Genomic DNA, 19,566 nt, shown 5'->3' with positions numbered 1-19,566 from the left:
CACCATGGGTTGCACCCACACCACGGCGCGACTGAAAAAAGGTGCAACCCTCCGTTTATGCGTCCGTAGCGAGTGCACATTTTTGAGACATATTTTTAACTTCATTATCTTGTCGCAACACACTGACACTGCATCGTTTTTCACCGCCAGCCCCCGCCAGCGCGCTTATCCAAACGCAACCATGTAACGGAGACATTAAAATTTCTAACTTGAAGGTTGCACCTGGTTGCGCCATCCTCATCGGAATTTAACCATACGGCAATATTCTCGCCGGCACAGATACAGGAAGTCCCATGGCTACTACCACCCTTGGCGTTAAACTCGATGAAGCGACCCGCGACCGGCTCAAGCAGGCAGCGCAGACCATCGACCGCACCCCGCACTGGTTGATCAAGCAGGCGATCTTCACCTATCTGGAGCAGCTGGAGCGTGGCCTGACCCCCACGGAACTCTCTGGTCTGGCCGCCGCCGCGGGAGAAGAGTCGGTGGAAACCCTGACCGAACAGGGTCTGCAACTGTTCCTCGAATTTGCCGAGAGCATCTTGCCGCAGTCCGTGCTGCGCGCCGCCATCACCTCCGCCTATCGCCGCCCCGAGACCGAGGCGGTGCCCATGCTGCTGGAGCAGGCCCGCCTGCCCAAAGAGAAGGCAGAGGCCACCCAGAAGCTGGCCACCAGCATCGCCGAGAAGCTGCGCAACCAGAAGGGTGCCAGCGGTCGTCAAGGGCTGGTGCAGGGTCTGCTGCAGGAGTTCTCCCTCTCCTCTCAGGAAGGGGTCGCGCTGATGTGCCTGGCCGAGGCGCTGCTGCGCATCCCCGACAAGGCGACCCGCGATGCCCTCATTCGCGACAAGATCAGCGGCGGCAACTGGAGCCAGCATCTGGGCAACAGCACCTCCTTGTTCGTCAACGCCGCCTCCTGGGGCCTGCTCATCACCGGTAAACTGGTCTCGACCCATAACGAGGCTGGCCTCAACAGCTCCCTCAAAGGCTTGATCGGCAGGGGCGGCGAGCCGCTGATCCGCAAGGGTGTCGACATGGCAATGCGGCTGATGGGGGAGCAGTTCGTCACCGGCGAGACCATAGCCGAGGCGCTGGCCAACGCGGGCACCACCGAGAGCAAGGGCTTCCGCTACTCCTACGACATGCTGGGGGAAGCGGCCCTCACCGAGGAGGACGCCAAGCGCTATCTGGCCTCCTACGAGCAGGCCATCCACGCCATCGGCAAGGCCTCCCACGGCCGTGGCATCTACGAGGGCCCGGGCATCTCCATCAAGCTCTCCGCCCTGCACCCGCGCTACAGCCGCGCCCAGTACGATCGGGTGATGGAAGAGCTCTATCCCACATTGCTCTCTCTGACCCAGCTCGCCAAACAGTACGACATCGGCATCAACATCGACGCCGAGGAGGCCGATCGGCTGGAGATCTCCCTCGATCTATTGGAAAGGCTCTGCTTCGACCCGAGCCTCGCCGACTGGAACGGCATCGGCTTCGTCATCCAGGCCTACCAGAAGCGTTGCCCCTATGTGATCGACTATGTGATCGATCTCGCCAAGCGCAGCCGTCACCGCCTGATGATCCGGCTGGTGAAGGGCGCCTACTGGGACAGCGAAATCAAGCTGGCCCAGGTCAACGGCCTGGAGGGCTATCCGGTCTATACCCGCAAGCCCTATACCGATGTCTCCTACCTCGCCTGTGCCCGCAAGCTGCTGGCGGTGCCGGAAGCCATCTACCCGCAGTTCGCCACCCACAACGCCCACTCACTCGCCGCGATTTACCAGCTGGCGGGGCAGAACTACTACCCCGGTCAGTACGAGTTCCAGTGCCTGCACGGCATGGGTGAGCCGCTCTATGAGCAGGTAGTCGGCAAGGTTGCCGATGGCAAGCTGGGCCGCCCCTGCCGCATCTATGCGCCGGTCGGCAGCCACGAGACCCTGCTCGCCTATCTGGTGCGCCGCCTGCTGGAGAACGGGGCCAACACCTCCTTCGTCAACCGCATCGCGGACAACAACATCTCCCTCTCGGATCTGGTACAGGATCCGGTGCAGCAGATCGAACAGATGGCCGCCCGTGAAGGGGCGCTGGGTCTGCCTCATCCACGCATTCCGCTGCCGCGGGAGTTGTACGGCGAGGCCCGTCCCAACTCGGAAGGGCTGGACTTGGCCAACGAACACCGCCTGGGGTCGCTCTCCGCCGCCCTGCTCGCCAGCACCAACAACCGCTATCAGGCGCTGCCCATGTTGGGTAATGAACAGCCGGGCTGTGACACTGAGGCACCGACCGAGTTCCTGAATGTGCTCAACCCGGCGGATCACCGCGATGTTGTCGGTCAGGTGAGCGAAGCCACCCCCGAGCTGGTCGATTCTGCCCTCGGCTGCGCCCTGGCCAGCGGCCAGATCTGGCAGTCGACCCCGCCCGCCGAGCGCGCCGCCGTGCTGGACAGAGCCGCCAGCCTGATGGAGTCCGAACTGCAACCCCTGATGGGCCTGCTGGTGCGCGAGTCCGGCAAGACCTTCAGCAACGCCATCGCCGAGGTACGCGAGGCGGTGGACTTCCTGCGCTACTACGCCGCCCAGGCCCGCAACCACTTCGCCAACGACAGCCATAGACCGCTCGGCCCCGTGGTCTGCATCAGCCCCTGGAACTTCCCGCTGGCCATCTTCGCAGGCCAGGTCTGCGCGGCGCTCGCCGCCGGCAATACGGTGCTCGCCAAACCGGCGGAGCAGACCCCGCTCATCGCCGCCCAGGCGGTGCGCATCCTGCTGGAAGCCGGGGTGCCCGCCGGCGCGGTGCAACTGCTGCCGGGCCGCGGTGAGACCGTGGGTGCCGCCCTTATCGCCGACGAGCGGGTGCGTGGCGTCATGTTCACCGGCTCCACCGAAGTGGCGGGTATCATCTCCCGCAACCTGGCCGGTCGCCTAGACGCCCAGGGTCGCACCATACCGCTCATCGCCGAGACCGGCGGTCAGAACGCCATGATCGTCGACTCCTCCGCCCTGACCGAACAGGTGGTGATGGACGTCATCTCCTCGGCGTTCGACAGCGCTGGCCAGCGCTGCTCCGCCCTGCGGGTGCTCTGCGTACAGGAAGATGTGGCGGATCGGGTGATCCGCATGCTCAAGGGCGCCATGGCCGAGTACAAGGTCGGCAACCCGGAGCACCTCTCCACCGACATAGGCCCGGTCATCGACGCCGAGGCCAAGGCCAATATCGAGCAGCACATCAAGGCCATGACCGACAAGGGTCGCAAGGTACATCAAATTGCCCGTGTCCCTCTGTGTGCAGACAAGGGCGCCGATTACAGCCGCGGCACCTTCGTGCTGCCGACCCTGATCGAGCTCGACAGCCTGGACGAACTCGGCCGCGAGGTGTTCGGCCCCGTGCTGCACCTGGTGCGTTACCCCCGCGCCAAGCTCGGCGAGCTGCTCAGCCAGATCAATGACAGCGGCTACGGCCTGACCCTGGGGGTCCATACCCGGATTGACGAGACCATCGCCCAGGTGGTCAACACCGCCAAGGTGGGCAACCTCTATGTGAACCGCAACATAGTGGGCGCCGTGGTCGGGGTGCAGCCATTCGGCGGCGAGGGCCTCTCCGGCACAGGTCCCAAGGCGGGCGGTCCGCTCTACATGTACCGCCTGCTGGCCACCCGTCCGCAGGATGCGGTGGCCAGTCAGCTGCGCCAGGAGTCCGGTGCATCTCAACAGACCGAGGCGACCAAACCGGCCCTGCAGGCCCTGCGCAACTGGGCAACCAAACAGGCTCCGGCCCTCGTCACCCTCTGCGACCAGTATGCCAAGCTGGCCCAGAGCGGCCTGACCCAGGTGCTGGTCGGCCCCACCGGTGAGCGCAACACATACAGCCTGCTGCCCCGGGAACGGGTGCTCTGTCTGGCTGCCGACGATAACGAGGCCAAGGCGGATCTGCTGGCCCAGCTGGCGGCCTGTCTGGCGGTCGGAACCGAGGTGCTGTGGCAGGACAATGCCGAGCGTCGCACCCTGCTCGCCAGCCTGCCAACGGAGGTGCAACAGCGCATCCAGCTGGTCGGGGACTGGGCAAACAGCGACATCGGCTTCGATGCCCTGCTGCACCATGGTGACTCGGATCAGTTGATCGAGGTGAGCAAGCTCGCCGCCGCCCGTCCCGGCGCCATCGTCGGCGTGCACGGCCTGCACCGTGGCGAGACCGACATCCCGCTGGAGCGGCTGCTGATCGAGCACGCCCTCTCGGTCAACACCGCCGCCGCCGGTGGCAACGCCAGTCTGATGACCATCGGCTAAGCGCCCCAGACAGAGACTCAAGCCCCGCTTATGCGGGGCTTTTTATGATCATTCACCGATCAAAAAGGCCGCTCGCGATATCACGCGAGCGGCCATTTCATTGATTAATCCCTCTCCCAGCAGAGAGAGAACGGTGGTCGTCACTCCCTTCTCCCCTCGCGGGAGAAGGGTCGGGGATGAGGGGGGTTAAACGTACTCCATAAAGACTCTGGAGGTGAGCTTGGTGATCAACTCATAAGGAATGGTGCCTATCTCCTCGGCGACTCGCTCCACCGGCAAGCCCTCGCCCCAGAGTACGGCCTCGTCGCCGGCCTGGTCGGTGGCGCCGGGGCCGAGATCCACCGTGGTCATGTCCATGGAGACGCGGCCCACCAGGGGCACTATGCGGCCATTGACCAGCACCGAGGTGCCGTTGGGCGCCATGCGCGGATAGCCATCACCGTAGCCGATGGCGATGACCCCGAGCCGGGTATCGCGGTCCGACACCCAGTTGGCGCCATAGCCCACCGGCTCGCCGGCCTTGTGATCCCGCACCGCGATAAGCTGGGTCTTGAGGGTCATCACCGGCTTGAGGTCATAATCCGCCGCCACCGTGTCCGGGAAGGGGGAGACGCCGTAGAGGATGACGCCGGGGCGCACCCAGTCGCAATGGGAATCGGGCCAGGCCAGGATCCCCGCCGAGTTCGCCATGGCGCGCTCGCCCTTGAGCGGCGCAGTCAGGCGGCTGAACAGATCGATCTGCTCGCGGGTGGTCGATTGTTCGAGCTCATCGGAGCGGCTGAAGTGGGTCATGATGTTGAACGGCTGCACCACGTTCTTGCACTTGGCGAGGCGCGCGATAAAGGCGGGCATCTCCTCGGCCCGCACCCCGAGCCGGTGCATGCCGGTGTCGAGCTTGAGCCAGGTCACCACCGGGGCGGGCAGCTCGGCCTGCTCCAGGGCCTCGAGTTGCTCCCAGGTGTGCACCGCCGTCTGCAGGTTGTTGGCCGCCAGCACCGGCAAGTCTGCCCGGGAGAAGAACCCCTCCAGCAGCACTATGGGTTTGACCACGGCGCAGGAGCGCAGCATCAGCGCCTCTTCGATGCGGGCCACCGCATAGGCGTCCGCGTCCACCAGGGTACGGGCGACCGGCAGCAGGCCATGGCCATAGGCGTTGGCCTTGACCACGGCGATGATCTTGCAGGAAGGGGCGTGGCGCTTGACCACGGCGAGGTTGTGGCGCAGGGCCGAGGTATCAATTTGGGCAATAGCCGCTTTCATCTATTTTCCCTATGCGAGGGCGTGATGGCGCGTGAATGCGCCAGGCACCTTGTGGTGTCAACCCTGAGTCATCATCGTCGAAGGCCGGACCGGCATAATTGTCGAACCGGGAAAACTGGCTCTGACGGGAGCGACGAGCACCGACTCGGCCATCCCCTGTCAGGGCGAACATGGTGATACCTAAACCAATATCACCTTAGTAATCATCGTCAAACGCCGGGCCGGCATAGTTGTCGAACCGGGAGAACTGACCCTGGAAGGTGAGTCGTATACGCCCTATCGGGCCGTTACGCTGCTTGCCGATGATGATCTCGGCCACCCCCTTGTCGGGGCTGTCATCGTGATAGACCTCGTCGCGATAGATGAACATGATCAAATCCGCATCCTGCTCGATGGAGCCCGATTCCCGCAGATCCGAGTTGACCGGCCGCTTGTCGGCGCGCTGCTCCAGGCTTCGGTTGAGCTGGGAGAGCGCCACCACCGGCACTTGCAGCTCTTTTGCCAGCGCCTTGAGGGAGCGGGAGATTTCACCGATCTCCAGGGTTCGGTTGTCAGACAGCGCCGGAACCCGCATCAGCTGCAGGTAGTCGATCATGATCATGGAGAGGCCGCCGTGCTCACGGGCGATGCGCCGGGCACGGGAGCGCACGTCGGTCGGGGTCAGGCCGGAGGCGTCATCTATGTACATCTTGCCCTTCTCGAGCAGCAGCCCCATGGTGGAGGAGAGCCGCGCCCAATCCTCGTCGTCGAGCTGGCCGGTTCGCACCTTGGTCTGATCGATGCGCCCGACCGAGGCGAGCATACGCATGATGATCTGCTCGGAGGGCATCTCCAGGGAGAAAATGAGCACCGGCTTGTCGGCGGTGAGGGCCGCGTGCTCACACAGGTTCATGGCGAAGGTGGTCTTGCCCATGGAGGGACGGGCCGCCACGATCACCAGATCCGAGCGCTGCAGACCGGCGGTCATCTTGTCCAGATCCCCATAACCGCTGGAGACCCCGGTCACCCCGTTGTGAGGGGTCTTGAACAGCTCCTCAATCTTGTCGACCGTCTGCTCCAGAATGAGCTTGAGCGGCTGTGGCCCCTCATTGGCGCTGGTGCGCTGCTCGGCAATCTTGAATACCTTGCTCTCGGCCAGATCGAGCAGATCGCCGGAGGTGCGGCCCTGGGGCTCGTAACCCGCTTCGACTATCTCGTTGGCAACCGAGATCATCTCCCGCACCACGGCGCGCTCGCGCACTATTTCGGCGTAGGCGCTGATGTTGGCGGCGCTCGGGGTATTCTTGGCAATCTCCACCAGATAGGCAAAACCTCCCGACTCTTCCAGCTGCTCGGAGCGCTCCAGCTCCTCCTGCAGGGTGATGAGATCGATGGGGTTGCCGGTATTGGAGAGGCGCGCCATGGCCTGGAAGATCAGCCGATGGGGACGGCTGTAGAAATCCTTGTCGATCACCCGCTCGGCGACCCTGTCCCAGGCCTCGTTATCCAGCATCAGGCCGCCCAGTACGGACTGCTCTGCCTCAAAAGAGTGGGGGGGGACTTTCAGCTGTTGTGTCTTGGCGTCTTTTTTCGCCGTCACTTGCTCTGCCATACACCTAAAAAACCGCAGCGGGAAGGGGACGAGAATTTTACAAAAGAAAGCCCGCCACCGCGAGCGCTAATCTGGCCGCGGGCCGGATAAGCGACCAGGGCCGCCGCGATTTGCCAAGAGATCGCCGTTCGGGCAGGCTGGCACCTTGATAAATTCGTTCATGAATAATTCATGCCGGGGGTGTTACTCCTAGTGACAAGCTGCGACACATAGCGGGACTGGCAGCTTGCCATGCGCCTTGCCACTAACGGGGCATGCCCCATCCATTGCTGAGAGTGAAAGCGTCAAAATGAAAAAAATGCTGACCTTGTTTGCCTTGATCCTGGCCGTTGGCCTGGGGGCACCCATCGCCGAAGCCAAGAAATTTGGCGGCGGTAAATCTTTTGGCAAGAGCTACAAGACGGCACCGGCCCAGCCTGCCGCCAAGCCCGTTGACAGCAAGAACCCGACAGTGGGCGCCCAAGGGGCTCCCAAGAAGAGCGGCATGATGGGCGGCCTGCTCGGCGGCCTGCTAGCCGGTGGCCTGTTTGCAGCCCTGCTCGGTGGCGGTGCCTTCGAAGGCCTGCAAGGCATGGACATGTTGCTGATAGCGGCTCTGGCCCTCGGTGCCTTCTTCCTGATCCGTGCCCTGCGCCGTAGCAAGGCGGCCCAGATGCCACAGCAGCAGCGAACGGCCTATGCCGGAGCAGGTTATCAGCCCCAGGCACCACAGCAGTTCGAGCAGAGCAGCAGCGCCCCCCAGGCGACCGGCTTTGCCGACAGCGATGTGCCTTTCCGTCTGCCGCCGGGCTTTGACATGAACGGTTTCCTGTCCGGTGCCCGCGATCACTACCGCACCCTGCAAGAGGCCTGGAACCAGAACGATCTGGAGAAGATGCGCGAGTATCTGAGCCCGGAGTTGTTCGAACAGCTCATCACAGAGCGTGCCGAACTGACCGGTGAGCAGCATACCGAAGTGATGTATGTGGACACCCAACTGGTCCGCGCCGACCACGGCAGTGACTGGGCTCAGGTCAGCGTGCGCTTCAGCGGCCGCTACATGGACCGCCAGGAGCAGGTTGAGGAAGATATCAAAGAGGTATGGCACCTGGAGCGCAACCTGGCCAAGGCCGGTGCCCCCTGGCATATCACTGGTATCGAACAGCTCTGATTCCTGCCTTGTTTGTTGAAAAAGCGACCTTATGGTCGCTTTTATCATTTGTAGAATGTGAAATGCACTAGTCTATCCCTCTCCCCCTCAGTAAACTCAGCGGCCATTTTCCACCAAGGTCAGGCTATGCCCCTCTCTTTCATGCGCAGCAACAAGCCTCGCCTGCTGAACAGCCTGTTGTCTCTCCTGTTGGTCGCACTCACCGCACTCACCGCGCTTTATTGGCAAACCCGATCCGACCTGCGTCAACAGGCTCACAACGCAGCTCTTGATGCCGTGGAACAGATCGATCAGGTATTGGAAGACAGTAAAGAAATAACCATGCAGGCCACACCCCTGGCGGGCAGCGCCTGCACGACGGCCGCGCGAGAACTGCGCATGCTGGCCGCCTCCTCTCCCTATATTCGCGCCATCAATCTCACTCGCAATGGCCACCTTTATTGCTCTTCTATTTTCGAAGAGGTCGATGTGCCTGAACACAGGGACAGCTACATAGGGGGTCAGTTGCGCCTACTCCCCAGCTCGCCCCTGGGCCGCCATTCTCAACTCTTTCTCTATCATCTGGACCTCGGCGGTACAGGTGTCCAGGTCGCTATCGACCCTTATAACCTGTTCCGCAATCTAGACTGGACTCTTACTGGTCCCCAGACCTTGATCAAGGTCGGCGATCGCTGGATTGGCACCCATGGCGTCATACATCTGGAGCCGCCGCCGCCGCTGATGGGGGATAACGTCCAGCTCGACTCCACTCTTTATCCCTATAGCGTGCGCTTTGGTTTCAGCCAGGCGCAGTTCCATCAATATCTGCTCGAACAGCAAAGGCCCGCCCTGCTGCTCTGCCTGGTGCTGGCACTCATGACGGGGCTCAGCGTCTACCGCTGGTGGTGGCACATATCCACCCCGACCCAGGAGCTCAGACGCGCCCTAGGCAACGGGGAGTTCATCCCCTATCTGCAACCCATCATAGATAGCCAGAGCAAGGCCATCCGTGGCTGCGAGGTACTGATGCGCTGGCAGCACAGGCATCAGGGGCTGATCCGCCCGGATCTCTTCATTCCCCTGGCCGAGGAGAGCGGCCTTATCGTCCCCATGACCCGCAGCCTGATGCAGCAGGTGAGCCAGGCACTTGCCCCTAAGGTTCACCTCCTTCCCCCTGACTTTTACTTCGGCTTCAACATCTGCGCCCGCCACTGCCAGGATCTCAGCCTGCTCGATGATTGCAGGGCCTTCCTGGCCGCCTTCAAGCGCCGAGACTTGGTACTGGTACTGGAGTTGACCGAGCGTGAGCTCATCACCCCCACCCTCATCACCGAGCAGCTGTTTGGCGCCCTCCATGAGTTAGGGGTCAAGATAGCGCTGGATGACTTTGGCACAGGCAATTCAAGCCTGAGTTATCTGCAAAAATTCCAGATAGACCTGCTCAAGATCGACAAGAGCTTCGTCGACATGATCGGTACAGACGCGCTCTCTCACCACATACTCGACAACACCATCAATCTGGCGACCCGCCTCGGTCTGGATACGGTTGCCGAAGGGGTCGAGACCCAGGAGCAGGCCGACTTTCTGCGCCAGCGTCAGGTGCACTTCCAGCAGGGTTACCTCTACGCCAAACCCCAGCCCCAGCAGCAGTTCCTGCTGCAGCTGAGCAAGCCGTCTCCATCGGCTGTCGCCCCGGACGAAACGGAGTTGCTGACCCCCTCCTTCGACTAAGGCCCGACGCCATCTCATTTCGTGGTGGGGACCCAGCACTGCACCGGCTTGCAGAGCGGCTGACGCCCAGATAAGAAAAGAGCCCGAATGGGCTCTTTTTCATGGCACTGGCGACAGGGGTCAGCTCACTGGACCAACCCTGCCTCGCTACAGGATAAAGGTCGACACCTGTTTGCTCAGATCCGTGGCCCGACCCTTGAGGCCATGGGCCTGATCCAGGTCGCGCATGGCGGAGGCGGTGATCTCGTCACTCACATCCTTGATGGCCGTGGTGTTCTGGGTGATTTCGCCAGTCACCTGAGTCTGCTCCTCGGCGGCGGTGGCGATCTGGCCCGCCATGTCGGAGATGAGGGAGACCGCCTGGGTGATCTCCTCCAGGGCGGCGGCGGCGGCATCGGCATCCTGCACGCTGTTGTCCGCCAGCCCCTGGCTGGTCTGCATCAGGCTCACCGCACGGGCCGTGGTCTTTTGCAGGGTCTCGATGGTGGACTGGATCTCCTGGGTGGAGTCCTGGGTGCGGCGGGACAACACCCGCACCTCGTCCGCCACCACGGCGAAACCACGACCCTGTTCACCGGCACGGGCCGCTTCGATGGCGGCATTGAGCGCCAGCAGGTTGGTCTGCTCGGCAATGCCCTGGATGGTGGAGAGAATGCCGGAGATGGCCTGAGCGTGGCGGCTCAGCTCGCCAATCACTTCGGTCGCCTGCCCCACTTCACTGGCCAGGCTGTTGATGGATTGACGGGTCTGGTTCACGAGCTGCTTGCCCTGTTCACTGCTCTGGGCCGACTGCTGGGCCGCAGAGGCGGTGTTCTCGGCGTTGCCGGCGATCTCCATGGTGGCGCTCGCCATCTCGGTGACGGCGGTGGCGACCATGGTCACCTCCTGCTGTTGACGCTGCAGCTCTTCCACCGCGGCCTGGCTGGTCACCAGACTGCGCTCGGCGTCGGCATTCAGCTCATGGGCCAGATTGCGGATATGGCCGATCAGCTGATGCTGGCTGCCGACGAAGCGGTTGAAGCTGTTGGCCAGCTGACCCACCTCATCATTGGCATCTATCTTGATGCGCTGGGTCAGATCGCCATTACCGTCGGCGATGCGGGCCAGGGCCTGGGAGACCTTGGCCAGGGGGCCAAGCAGCAGACTGACCAGCCAGGAGATGGCGAGGATGCTGCCCACCAGCACCACCAGCGCCATGGCGAGCTGGGTCATCAGCAAGGAGGAGAGCGGCGCCTCCAGGGTGGCCTTGTCCAGCACCAGCACCAGCTCCCAATCGGTATCGGGCACGTCCACCGCCAGCAGCAACTTGTCGCGCCCCTCGTTATCGAAGTAGGCAGGCACCAGGCTCTGGCTCGACTTGCTCTGATCGATCAGGGCATTGGTCAAGTCGTTGTCGATCTCGGTGGCCGGCTTCATCGCCTTGGCGGCATCCTTGTAGGCGATGACGGTGCCGTCCTTGTGCATCATGATGGCAAAACCGTCTGCCGGCAGGGTCATCTTGGTGACGTCATCGACCAGCGCGGCGATGGAGAGATCGCCGCCGACCACCCCGCCCAGGGCGGGTTGTGCCAGGGTGACCACCAGAATGTTGTAAGCCACGTCCAGATAAGGCTTGGTGACGATGAGGCCGCCCTTGCTCATGGCCTCCTGATACCAGCCACGGGAGCGAGGGTCATAGCCGTCGCGGTTGATGGAGGGATCCGAGTCATTCATCTTGCCACTGCCCTCACCAAAATAGGTGAGCTGGAAACGGCCGGAGACCTGGGCCTGCTGCAGGGCATTGAGGGGCTCGCTGCTTGCCTTGTTGCCCAGTGCCTGGATCACGTCGCGGCGGGCACTCAGCCAGTCGCTGACACTCTGTGCTTGCTGGTTACCCAAGCGCTGCACCTGTTCCTGACTGCCTTGCAGCAACAGGGACTTCTGGCTGGTATAGCTCTGCCAGGAGAGCAGCAGGATCACCAGGGAGAGAGCGATCACCACAGATAACAGTATCTTCTGCTTGAGTGAGAGGTTTTTCATCATGTGTGCTTCTTATGTCAGGAAGAGAGAGTGCCCATTAATGCCGTCGACATCTTTGTCTTGCAGACGTTAATAGCGGCGCGCTGGGGAAAATCTGAACCTTTATCTGCCTGTACCGCTAAATTTTTCACCCCCATGGGCAAAAATGCACCACTAATTGCCCCATCAAGTCCCACGAGGGGCGGGCAACCCTGTTTATTCCTTCCACAATTGGCTAGAATATCCCGTTTTTAAATCACATCGACCCCGAGAGTTTTCACGATGTTTGAAGTCAATCCTGTATTAAACAAGCTTAAGGAGCTGTCTGAGAGGACCGAGCTTCTTAGGGGGTACCTTTGACTATGACGCCAAGAAAGAGCGTCTAGAAGAGGTCAACGCCGAGCTGGAACAGCCCGACGTCTGGAATGAACCAGAGCGCGCACAGGCGCTGGGCAAGGAGCGCGTGTCGCTCGAAAACGTGGTCACTACCATAGACGTCTTGACACAAGGTGCTGAGGACGTCGAGATGCTGGTCAGCCTGGCCGTCGAAGGGGAAGATGAAGAGACCTTCAACGAAGCCGTGGCCGAAGCGGATGTGCTGGAAGCCAAGCTGGTGGATCTCGAGTTCCGCCGCATGTTCTCCGGTCAGCACGACGGCTCCGACTGCTACATCGACATCCAGTCCGGCTCGGGCGGTACCGAGGCCCAGGACTGGGCCAACATGGTGCTGCGCATGTACCTGCGCTGGGGCGACGCCCACGGCTACAAGCCGGAGCTGATCGAGCTCTCTGACGGCGACGTGGCCGGCATCAAGTCCGCCACCGTCAAGTTCACCGGCGAGTACGCCTTCGGCTGGCTGCGCACCGAGACCGGCGTGCACCGTCTGGTCCGTAAATCGCCGTTCGACTCCGGTGGCCGCCGCCACACCTCCTTCTGTTCGGTGTTCGTCTACCCGGAGATCGATGACGACATCGAGATCGACATCAACCCGGCCGACCTGCGCATCGACGTCTATCGCGCCTCGGGCGCCGGTGGTCAGCACGTCAACCGGACCGAGTCTGCGGTGCGGATCACCCACATCCCGACCGGGGTGGTGGTGCAGTGCCAGAACGACCGTTCCCAGCACAAGAACAAAGATCAGTGTATGAAGCAGCTGAAGGCCAAGCTCTACGAGCTGGAAATTCAGAAGCAGAATGCCGAGAAACAAGCCCTGGAAGAGACCAAGTCCGACATCGGCTGGGGCAGCCAGATCCGCTCTTACGTGCTCGATGATGCTCGTATCAAGGATCTGCGCACCGGCGTCGAGACCCGTAACACCCAAGCGGTGCTCGACGGCGACCTGGACAAGTTTATCGAAGCCAGCCTGAAATCAGGTCTGTAACACGCAGCAGGAATCACCATGTCTGAACAAAGCACCACTCCGGCAGTCGAGAACCAGCTCGAACTGAACAACGAGATGACCGAGCGTCGCTCCAAGCTGGCCGCCCTGCGCGCCCAGGGCAACCCCTTCCCCAACGATTTTCGTCGTGACAGCCTCTCCGGTGATCTGCACGCCGAATTCGACGACAAGAGCAGCGATGAGCTGACTGCCCTGGGTAAACGGGTATCGATCGCCGGTCGCATCATGACCCGCCGCATCATGGGCAAGGCCTCCTTCGCCACCCTGCAAGATATGGCGGGCAAGATCCAGATCTACGTGACCCGTGACGATCTGCCGGAAGGCTTCTACAACGAACAGTTCAAGAAGTGGGATCTGGGCGACATCGTCGGCGTGGAAGGCACCCTGTTCAAGACCCAGACTGGCGAGTTGTCGGTGCATGTCTCCACCATCCGTCTGCTGACCAAGGCACTGCGTCCGCTGCCAGAGAAGCACAAGGGCCTGACCGATCAGGAGGCGCGCTGCCGCCAGCGTTATCTGGATCTGATCGCCAACGAAGAGTCCCGCAAGACCTTCATGATCCGCACCCAGGTGGTCTCCGGCATCCGCAAGTTCTTCAATGAGAAGCGCTTCATGGAAGTGGAAACCCCCATGATGCAGGTCATCCCGGGTGGTGCCTCCGCGCGTCCGTTCGTCACCCACCACAACGCGCTGGACATCGACATGTACCTGCGTATCGCCCCCGAGCTCTATCTGAAGCGGCTGGTGGTCGGTGGTTTCGAGCGCGTCTACGAGATCAACCGCAACTTCCGTAACGAAGGGATCTCGGTGCGTCACAACCCCGAGTTCACCATGATCGAGTTCTACATGGCCTATGCCGACTACATCGATCTGATGGACCTGACCGAGGAGCTGCTGCGCACCCTGGCCCAGGACATCCTGGGTGACACCCAGATCCGTTACGCCAAAGAGGGTGAAGAGGGCCTGACCATCGATTTCGGTCAGCCGTTCCAGCGCCTCACCATGGTGGACTCCATCCTGAAGTACGCCGAGGGCGTCACCCTGGAAGATCTCGCCACCCTGGAGAGCGCCAAGGCCGTCGCCAAGCGTCTGCACATCGAGCTGATGAAGGGCTGGGAGCTGGGCCACGTGATCACCGCCATCTTCGAAGAGACGGTGGAACACATGCTGCTGCAACCGACCTTCATCACCGAATACCCGGCGGCTGTCTCCCCGCTGGCCCGTCGCAACGACGCCAACCCGGACGTGACCGACCGCTTCGAGTTCTTCATCGGTGGCCGCGAGCTGGCCAACGGCTTCTCCGAGCTCAACGATGCGGAAGATCAAGCCAAGCGCTTCCAGGATCAGGTGAACCAGAAAGAAGCGGGTGATGACGAAGCCATGTTCTACGACGCCGACTTCGTGACCGCGCTGGAACACGGCCTGCCGCCCACCGCCGGTCAGGGCATAGGTATCGACCGCCTGGTAATGCTGTTCACCAACAGCCACACCATCCGCGACGTCATCCTGTTCCCGGCCCTGCGCCCGCAACAGAAATAAGCACTCTGGCAGGCTTGACCTGCCCCTTGAGCGCAACGAAACGCCCCGCAACTGCGGGGCGTTTTTTATGGGTTGGATCAGCCTATCTCTTGCTCAGCCTATCTCTTGCTCAGCCACTGAGGCTTGTCACACTGGCAGCAACCACTCACCCCGGCTCAGGATCAGCGCCCGCCCCGTCATCTGCACCCTGTCACCTGCCAGCCGCAGTAACAACTCACCACCCCGCCCTGAAGCCTGATAGGCCCTGAGCTCCGTTTTGCCCAGACGCTTGCCCCAGAAGGGCGCCAGGGCGCAGTGGTTGGAGCCGGTGACCGGATCTTCCTCCACCCCGACCCAGGGGGCAAAGTAGCGAGACACGAAATCTATCGCCGGATCCTCCCCGGGGGCGGTGACGATGAGTCCCCGTCCCGGCAGGGCGCGCAGGGCCTGAAAATCGGCTTTGATGGCACGCACCTCGGCCTCACTATCCAACTCCAGTACAAATTTGGCCCCTGCGGCCAGGCAGTGACGAGGGTTGACCCCGAGCGCCTGACCGTAAGCGGCGTCCAGCGTCAGCGGCGCCATCGCGATGGCAGGGAAATCGAGCCGGATCCCCCCCTCCGCCTGCACCGCCGTCAGCAAGCCACTGCGGGTATCGAAGCGCAGTGACTGGGCAGGGAGAGCCAAACCCAGCGCCCAGATCACATGAGCCGCCGCCAGGGTGCCGTGGCCGCACAAATCCACTTCAAGCTGCGGCGTGAACCAGCGCAGTCGATAGTGATCCCCTGTGATGGCCTCCAGGAAGGCGGTCTCGGAGAGGCAGAACTCGGCGGCCATGCGCTGCATGGTGGCTTCATCGAGTCCCTGACTCAGCACCACCATGGCGGGGTTGCCGGTGAAAGGGGCATGGGCGAAAGCATTGACGTGAAACAGACGGATCATCGGGGCTCCAGGCAGACAGATGGAAGGCACTGACTCTAACAAAGATCGCCCTCCCCCAGACATGCCTTCCTGTGGGCAGGGATCTGCAAGGGAGATTTCACACTTTTTAATGCCTCAATCGAATAAAAAAGACATTTTTATTCTTTGTTGTTATTCATGCCAACCCTTAATCTGACCAAAATTCAGACCATGGAAGACCTGTGTGATGCAATTGACGGACTCTTTGACCAACATAACTCCCCTCTCCGATGAGCAGCAGCGCCAGCTAACCCAGGCCCTGGGCACGCTCAACAGCCAGCAGCTGACCTGGGTCAGCGGTTATCTCTATGGTCTGGTCCAGGCCGGTGGCGCTGTCAGTGCGGCGCCTGTCCTGCCCGCCAGCGCCGGTGGCAGCCTGACTATCTTGTACGGCTCCCAGACCGGCAATGCCAAAGGGGTGGCCAGTGCCATCGAGAAACAGGCCCAGGCACAGGGATTACCCACCACGCTGATCTCCATGGCCGACTACAAGCCCAAGCAGCTCAAGAAAGAGAGCCACCTGCTGATCGTCGTCAGCACCTATGGCGAGGGCGAGCCGCCCGAGCCCGCGGTCGATCTCCACGAGCAGCTCAAGAAGGGCAAGCTCGGCAAGCTCGATGGCGTCAAGTTTGCCGTACTGGGGCTGGGAGACAGCTCCTATGAGTTCTTCTGCAAGACCGGCCAGGATTTCGATGGCTGGCTGGCTCAAGCCGGGGCTGAACGTATCGCGCCCCTGGCCGGTCTGGATGTGGACTACGAAGCGGGTGCCAAGGCCTGGACAGAACAGGCGCTGGCGGCCGTCGCCGCGACCCTGAATGCGGGGCCGGTCGGCTCGGTGGCCGGTGCCGTCAAGAGCGCAGTCGGTCACAGTCAATATGATAAAGCCAACCCCTTCCCGGCCCGGCTGTCTGTGAATCAGAAGGTCACCGGCCGTGATTCGACCAAGGATATCCGCCACATCGAGATAAGCCTCGAAGAGTCCGGCATCACTTATCAACCCGGTGATGCCCTCGGCGTCTGGTTCGATAACGAGGCCGCGCTGGTGGACGAACTGCTGGCCCTGGCCAGCCTGTCCGGCGAGGAGTCGACCGAGCAGGGCAGCCTGCGTGCGGCCCTCACTCGCCACTTCGAGCTGACCCGCTTGCATGGCGGCTTTATCACGGGTCTGGCCGCCATCTCCAACGATGCGGCACTGCACGACATCGCCGGTGACAAGACTCAGCTCAACGCCCTGGTCGCCAGCGCCCAGGTCGTCGATGTGCTCAAGCGCTTCCCGACGCCCTTGAGCGTGGAACAGCTGGTCGGCCTGCTGCGTCCGCTGACCCCTCGCCTCTACTCCATCGCCTCCGCCATGAGCGAAGTCGAGGAGGAGGTGCACCTCACCGTCGCCGTGGTCCGTTATCCCCAGCAAGATGGCACCCTGCGCAGTGGCGCCGCCTCCTCCTATCTGGCCGATCGGCTGGATGAGGATGCCGAGGTGCGGGTCTTCGTTGAGCACAACGACAACTTCCGCCTGCCAGCCAACCCCGCCACCCCCGTCATCATGGTGGGCCCGGGCACCGGCATAGCGCCGTTCCGCGCCTTCTTGCAAGAGCGTGATGCCATCGGAGCCTCGGGTAAAAACTGGCTCTTCTTCGGCAACCCCCACTTCACCCAGGATTTCCTCTATCAGCTGGAGTGGCAGCGTTATGTGAAGAGCGGCCTGCTGTCGAACATCTCCCTGGCTTTCAGCCGGGATCAGGCCAGCAAGATTTATGTGCAAGACAGATTGCGTGAACAGGGTGCAGAGTTGTTCTCCTGGCTTGAGGCGGGTGCCCACTTCTATGTGTGTGGCGACGCCAACCACATGGCCAAGGATGTGCAGGAAGCCCTGCTGGATGTGATTGCCCAACATGGCCACAAGAGCCGTGAAGAAGCAGAAGAGTATTTGAGCGAATTGCGTCGTGCCAAACGTTACCAAAGGGATGTCTACTGATGAGCAAGCAAACAATCTCAACACAAGAAGCGGGGCCGGTTGCAGGGCCGCTGTCCGACAACGAGCGGCTCAAGCGCGAGAGCAACTTCCTGCGCGGCACCATAGAGCAGGATTTGCAGGATCCCCTGACCGGCGGCTTCAACGGCGACAACTTCCAGCTGATCCGCTTCCATGGCATGTACCAGCAAGATGACCGCGACATTCGTCCGGAACGCACCGCCCAGAAGCTTGAGCCCCTGCACAACGTCATGCTGCGCGCCCGTCTGCCCGGTGGCATCATCACCCCGGCCCAGTGGCAGGTGATCGACAAGTTCGCCGAAGATCACAGCCTGTATGGCAGCATTCGCCTCACCACCCGTCAGACCTTCCAGTTCCACGGGGTGCTCAAGCGCGACATCAAGCTGATGCACCAGACCCTCAACAGCACCGGCATCGACTCCATCGCCACCGCCGGGGATGTGAACCGCAACGTGCTCTGCACCAGCAACCCGGTCGAATCCGAGCTGCACCAGGAGGCCTACGAGTGGGCCAAGCAGATCTCCGAGCACCTGCTGCCCAAGACCCGCGCCTATGTGGAGATCTGGCTCGATGGCGAGAAGCTCGGCGACGATGAGGAACCCATCCTCGGCTCCAACTATCTGCCGCGCAAGTTCAAGACCACAGTGGTGATCCCGCCCCACAACGACATCGATGTGCACGCCAACGATCTCAACTTCGTGGCCATTGCCGAAGGCGGCAAGCTGGTGGGCTTCAACGTGCTGGTCGGTGGCGGACTGGCCATGACCCACGGCGACACCAGCACCTATCCACGCAAGGCGAGCGACTTCGGCTTTATCCCGCTCTCCCACGTGCTGGAGGTGGCGGCCGCCGTGGTCAGCACCCAGCGCGACTGGGGCAACAGAGTCAACCGCAAGAACGCCAAGACCAAATACACCCTCGAACGAGTGGGCGTGGCGGCGTTCAAGGCCGAGGTGGAGCGCCGCGCCGGCATCACCTTCGCCGACAGTCGCCCCTATGAGTTCACCAGCCGTGGGGATCGCTTCGGTTGGGTTGAGGGCATAGACGGCAAGCACCACCTGACCCTCTTTATCGAGAATGGCCGCCTGCTGGACTTCCCAGGCAAGCCGCTCAAGACCGGGATGCTGGAGATTTCCCGCGTGCATCAGGGGGATTTCCGCCTGACCGCCAACCAGAACCTGATCATCGCCGGCGTACCTGCCAGCGAGAAGTCACGGATCGAAGCCCTGGCTCGCCAATACGGCCTGCTGGACGATGGGGTGAGCGAGCAGCGCAAGCAATCCATGGCCTGTGTGGCCCTGCCCACCTGCCCGCTGGCGATGGCGGAAGCCGAACGCATGCTGCCCGCCTTCGTCACCGACATCGAAGCCTTGCTCGGCAAGCACGGCCTGGCCGATGACGCCATCATCTTCCGGGTCACCGGCTGCCCGAATGGTTGCGGGCGCGCCATGCTGGCGGAGGTGGGACTGGTGGGCAAGGCCCCCGGTCGCTACAACCTCTACCTGGGCGGCAATCTGGAAGGGACCCGGATCCCGCGCATGTATCAGGAGAACATCACTGAGCCGCAGATCCTGGCCGAACTGGATGCCCTGATCGGCCGCTGGGCCAAGGAGCGCAACCCGGGTGAATGCTTCGGTGACTTCGTGATCCGCGCCGCCATCGTCGCCCCCGTGGTCAACTCGGCCGTGGACTTCTACGCAGCCTGACCCC

The 19,566-nt window shown here is 62.1% G+C and carries 11 protein-coding genes; 7 read left to right on the top strand and 4 right to left on the bottom strand.

Features of this window, described 5'->3' with window-relative positions; genetic code table 11:
* Positions 1 to 293 precede the first annotated feature (293 nt).
* Entirely contained in the window at positions 294 to 4,277 is a 3,984-nt protein-coding gene (putA, locus tag M2367_RS00195; RefSeq protein WP_259235449.1) for a trifunctional transcriptional regulator/proline dehydrogenase/L-glutamate gamma-semialdehyde dehydrogenase, read from the top strand.
* Between the two features lie 186 nt (positions 4,278 to 4,463).
* Here putA and alr read toward each other — a convergent pair whose 3' ends face one another.
* Both alr and dnaB read right to left on the bottom strand, forming a co-directional pair.
* Positions 4,464 to 5,537, bottom strand: a complete 1,074-nt coding sequence (gene alr / locus M2367_RS00190; RefSeq protein ID WP_224431161.1) for an alanine racemase — start codon at positions 5,535 to 5,537, stop codon at positions 4,464 to 4,466.
* 196 nt (positions 5,538 to 5,733) lie between these two features.
* Positions 5,734 to 7,128, bottom strand: coding sequence for a replicative DNA helicase (gene dnaB, locus M2367_RS00185; protein WP_042040943.1), 1,395 nt, complete (start codon positions 7,126 to 7,128; stop codon positions 5,734 to 5,736).
* A 289-nt stretch (positions 7,129 to 7,417) separates the two neighbouring features.
* On the opposite strand from dnaB, the gene M2367_RS00180 reads away from it, so the two are divergent.
* Positions 7,418 to 8,278, top strand: a complete 861-nt coding sequence (locus M2367_RS00180) for a Tim44 domain-containing protein (RefSeq protein ID WP_042040944.1) — start codon at positions 7,418 to 7,420, stop codon at positions 8,276 to 8,278.
* Between the two features lie 126 nt (positions 8,279 to 8,404).
* On the top strand, positions 8,405 to 9,988 hold the full coding sequence (locus M2367_RS00175; RefSeq protein WP_259235448.1) for a cyclic diguanylate phosphodiesterase: 1,584 nt from the start codon (positions 8,405 to 8,407) through the stop codon (positions 9,986 to 9,988).
* A 147-nt stretch (positions 9,989 to 10,135) separates the two neighbouring features.
* On the opposite strand, the gene M2367_RS00170 is transcribed toward M2367_RS00175, so the two are convergent.
* Positions 10,136 to 12,007: a methyl-accepting chemotaxis protein gene (locus M2367_RS00170; protein ID WP_259235824.1), complete on the bottom strand. Its 1,872-nt coding sequence runs from the start codon at positions 12,005 to 12,007 to the stop codon at positions 10,136 to 10,138.
* Between the two features lie 261 nt (positions 12,008 to 12,268).
* Between M2367_RS00170 and prfB the strand changes: the two genes are divergently transcribed.
* Positions 12,269 to 13,367 (top strand): peptide chain release factor 2 gene (prfB, locus tag M2367_RS00165; protein ID WP_157013917.1). Its coding sequence is split into 2 segments (ribosomal slippage): positions 12,269 to 12,343 and positions 12,345 to 13,367, totalling 1,098 coding nucleotides; the frame shifts between segments, so codons are not numbered across the junction.
* Between the two features lie 18 nt (positions 13,368 to 13,385).
* The gene (gene lysS, locus M2367_RS00160; RefSeq protein ID WP_042040946.1) at positions 13,386 to 14,924 is read left to right on the top strand and encodes a lysine--tRNA ligase; all 1,539 of its coding nucleotides are present in this window, start codon (positions 13,386 to 13,388) and stop codon (positions 14,922 to 14,924) included.
* A 126-nt stretch (positions 14,925 to 15,050) separates the two neighbouring features.
* On the opposite strand, the gene M2367_RS00155 is transcribed toward lysS, so the two are convergent.
* Positions 15,051 to 15,845, bottom strand: a complete 795-nt coding sequence (locus M2367_RS00155; RefSeq protein ID WP_259235447.1) for a PhzF family phenazine biosynthesis protein — start codon at positions 15,843 to 15,845, stop codon at positions 15,051 to 15,053.
* Between the two features lie 205 nt (positions 15,846 to 16,050).
* Between M2367_RS00155 and M2367_RS00150 the strand changes: the two genes are divergently transcribed.
* Together M2367_RS00150 and cysI are read left to right on the top strand one after the other, a co-directional pair.
* Positions 16,051 to 17,838 (top strand): assimilatory sulfite reductase (NADPH) flavoprotein subunit, encoded by a 1,788-nt coding sequence (locus tag M2367_RS00150; RefSeq protein WP_259235823.1) that lies wholly within the window; start codon positions 16,051 to 16,053, stop codon positions 17,836 to 17,838.
* Positions 17,838 to 19,562 (top strand): assimilatory sulfite reductase (NADPH) hemoprotein subunit, encoded by a 1,725-nt coding sequence (gene cysI / locus M2367_RS00145; protein ID WP_224431164.1) that lies wholly within the window; start codon positions 17,838 to 17,840, stop codon positions 19,560 to 19,562. The genes M2367_RS00150 and cysI overlap by 1 nt, the downstream gene beginning before the upstream one ends.
* Positions 19,563 to 19,566: the final 4 nt, after the last annotated feature.

It is taken from the genome of Aeromonas sp. BIGb0445 (assembly GCF_024809075.1).
Classification (GTDB): domain Bacteria; phylum Pseudomonadota; class Gammaproteobacteria; order Enterobacterales; family Aeromonadaceae; genus Aeromonas; species Aeromonas rivuli.
The sequence above is the reverse complement of the archived record's forward strand: the minus strand, read 5'-3'. Positions and strand labels throughout refer to the sequence as shown.

Coding starts and splice junctions, on each gene's coding strand:
- putA (WP_259235449.1), top strand. CDS start 294: ATGGCTACTACCACCCTTGGCGTTAAACTCGATGAAGCGACCCGCGAC.
- alr (WP_224431161.1), bottom strand. CDS start 5,537: ATGAAAGCGGCTATTGCCCAAATTGATACCTCGGCCCTGCGCCACAAC.
- dnaB (WP_042040943.1), bottom strand. CDS start 7,128: ATGGCAGAGCAAGTGACGGCGAAAAAAGACGCCAAGACACAACAGCTG.
- M2367_RS00180 (WP_042040944.1), top strand. CDS start 7,418: ATGAAAAAAATGCTGACCTTGTTTGCCTTGATCCTGGCCGTTGGCCTG.
- M2367_RS00175 (WP_259235448.1), top strand. CDS start 8,405: ATGCCCCTCTCTTTCATGCGCAGCAACAAGCCTCGCCTGCTGAACAGC.
- M2367_RS00170 (WP_259235824.1), bottom strand. CDS start 12,007: ATGAAAAACCTCTCACTCAAGCAGAAGATACTGTTATCTGTGGTGATC.
- lysS (WP_042040946.1), top strand. CDS start 13,386: ATGTCTGAACAAAGCACCACTCCGGCAGTCGAGAACCAGCTCGAACTG.
- M2367_RS00155 (WP_259235447.1), bottom strand. CDS start 15,845: ATGATCCGTCTGTTTCACGTCAATGCTTTCGCCCATGCCCCTTTCACC.
- M2367_RS00150 (WP_259235823.1), top strand. CDS start 16,051: ATGCAATTGACGGACTCTTTGACCAACATAACTCCCCTCTCCGATGAG.
- cysI (WP_224431164.1), top strand. CDS start 17,838: ATGAGCAAGCAAACAATCTCAACACAAGAAGCGGGGCCGGTTGCAGGG.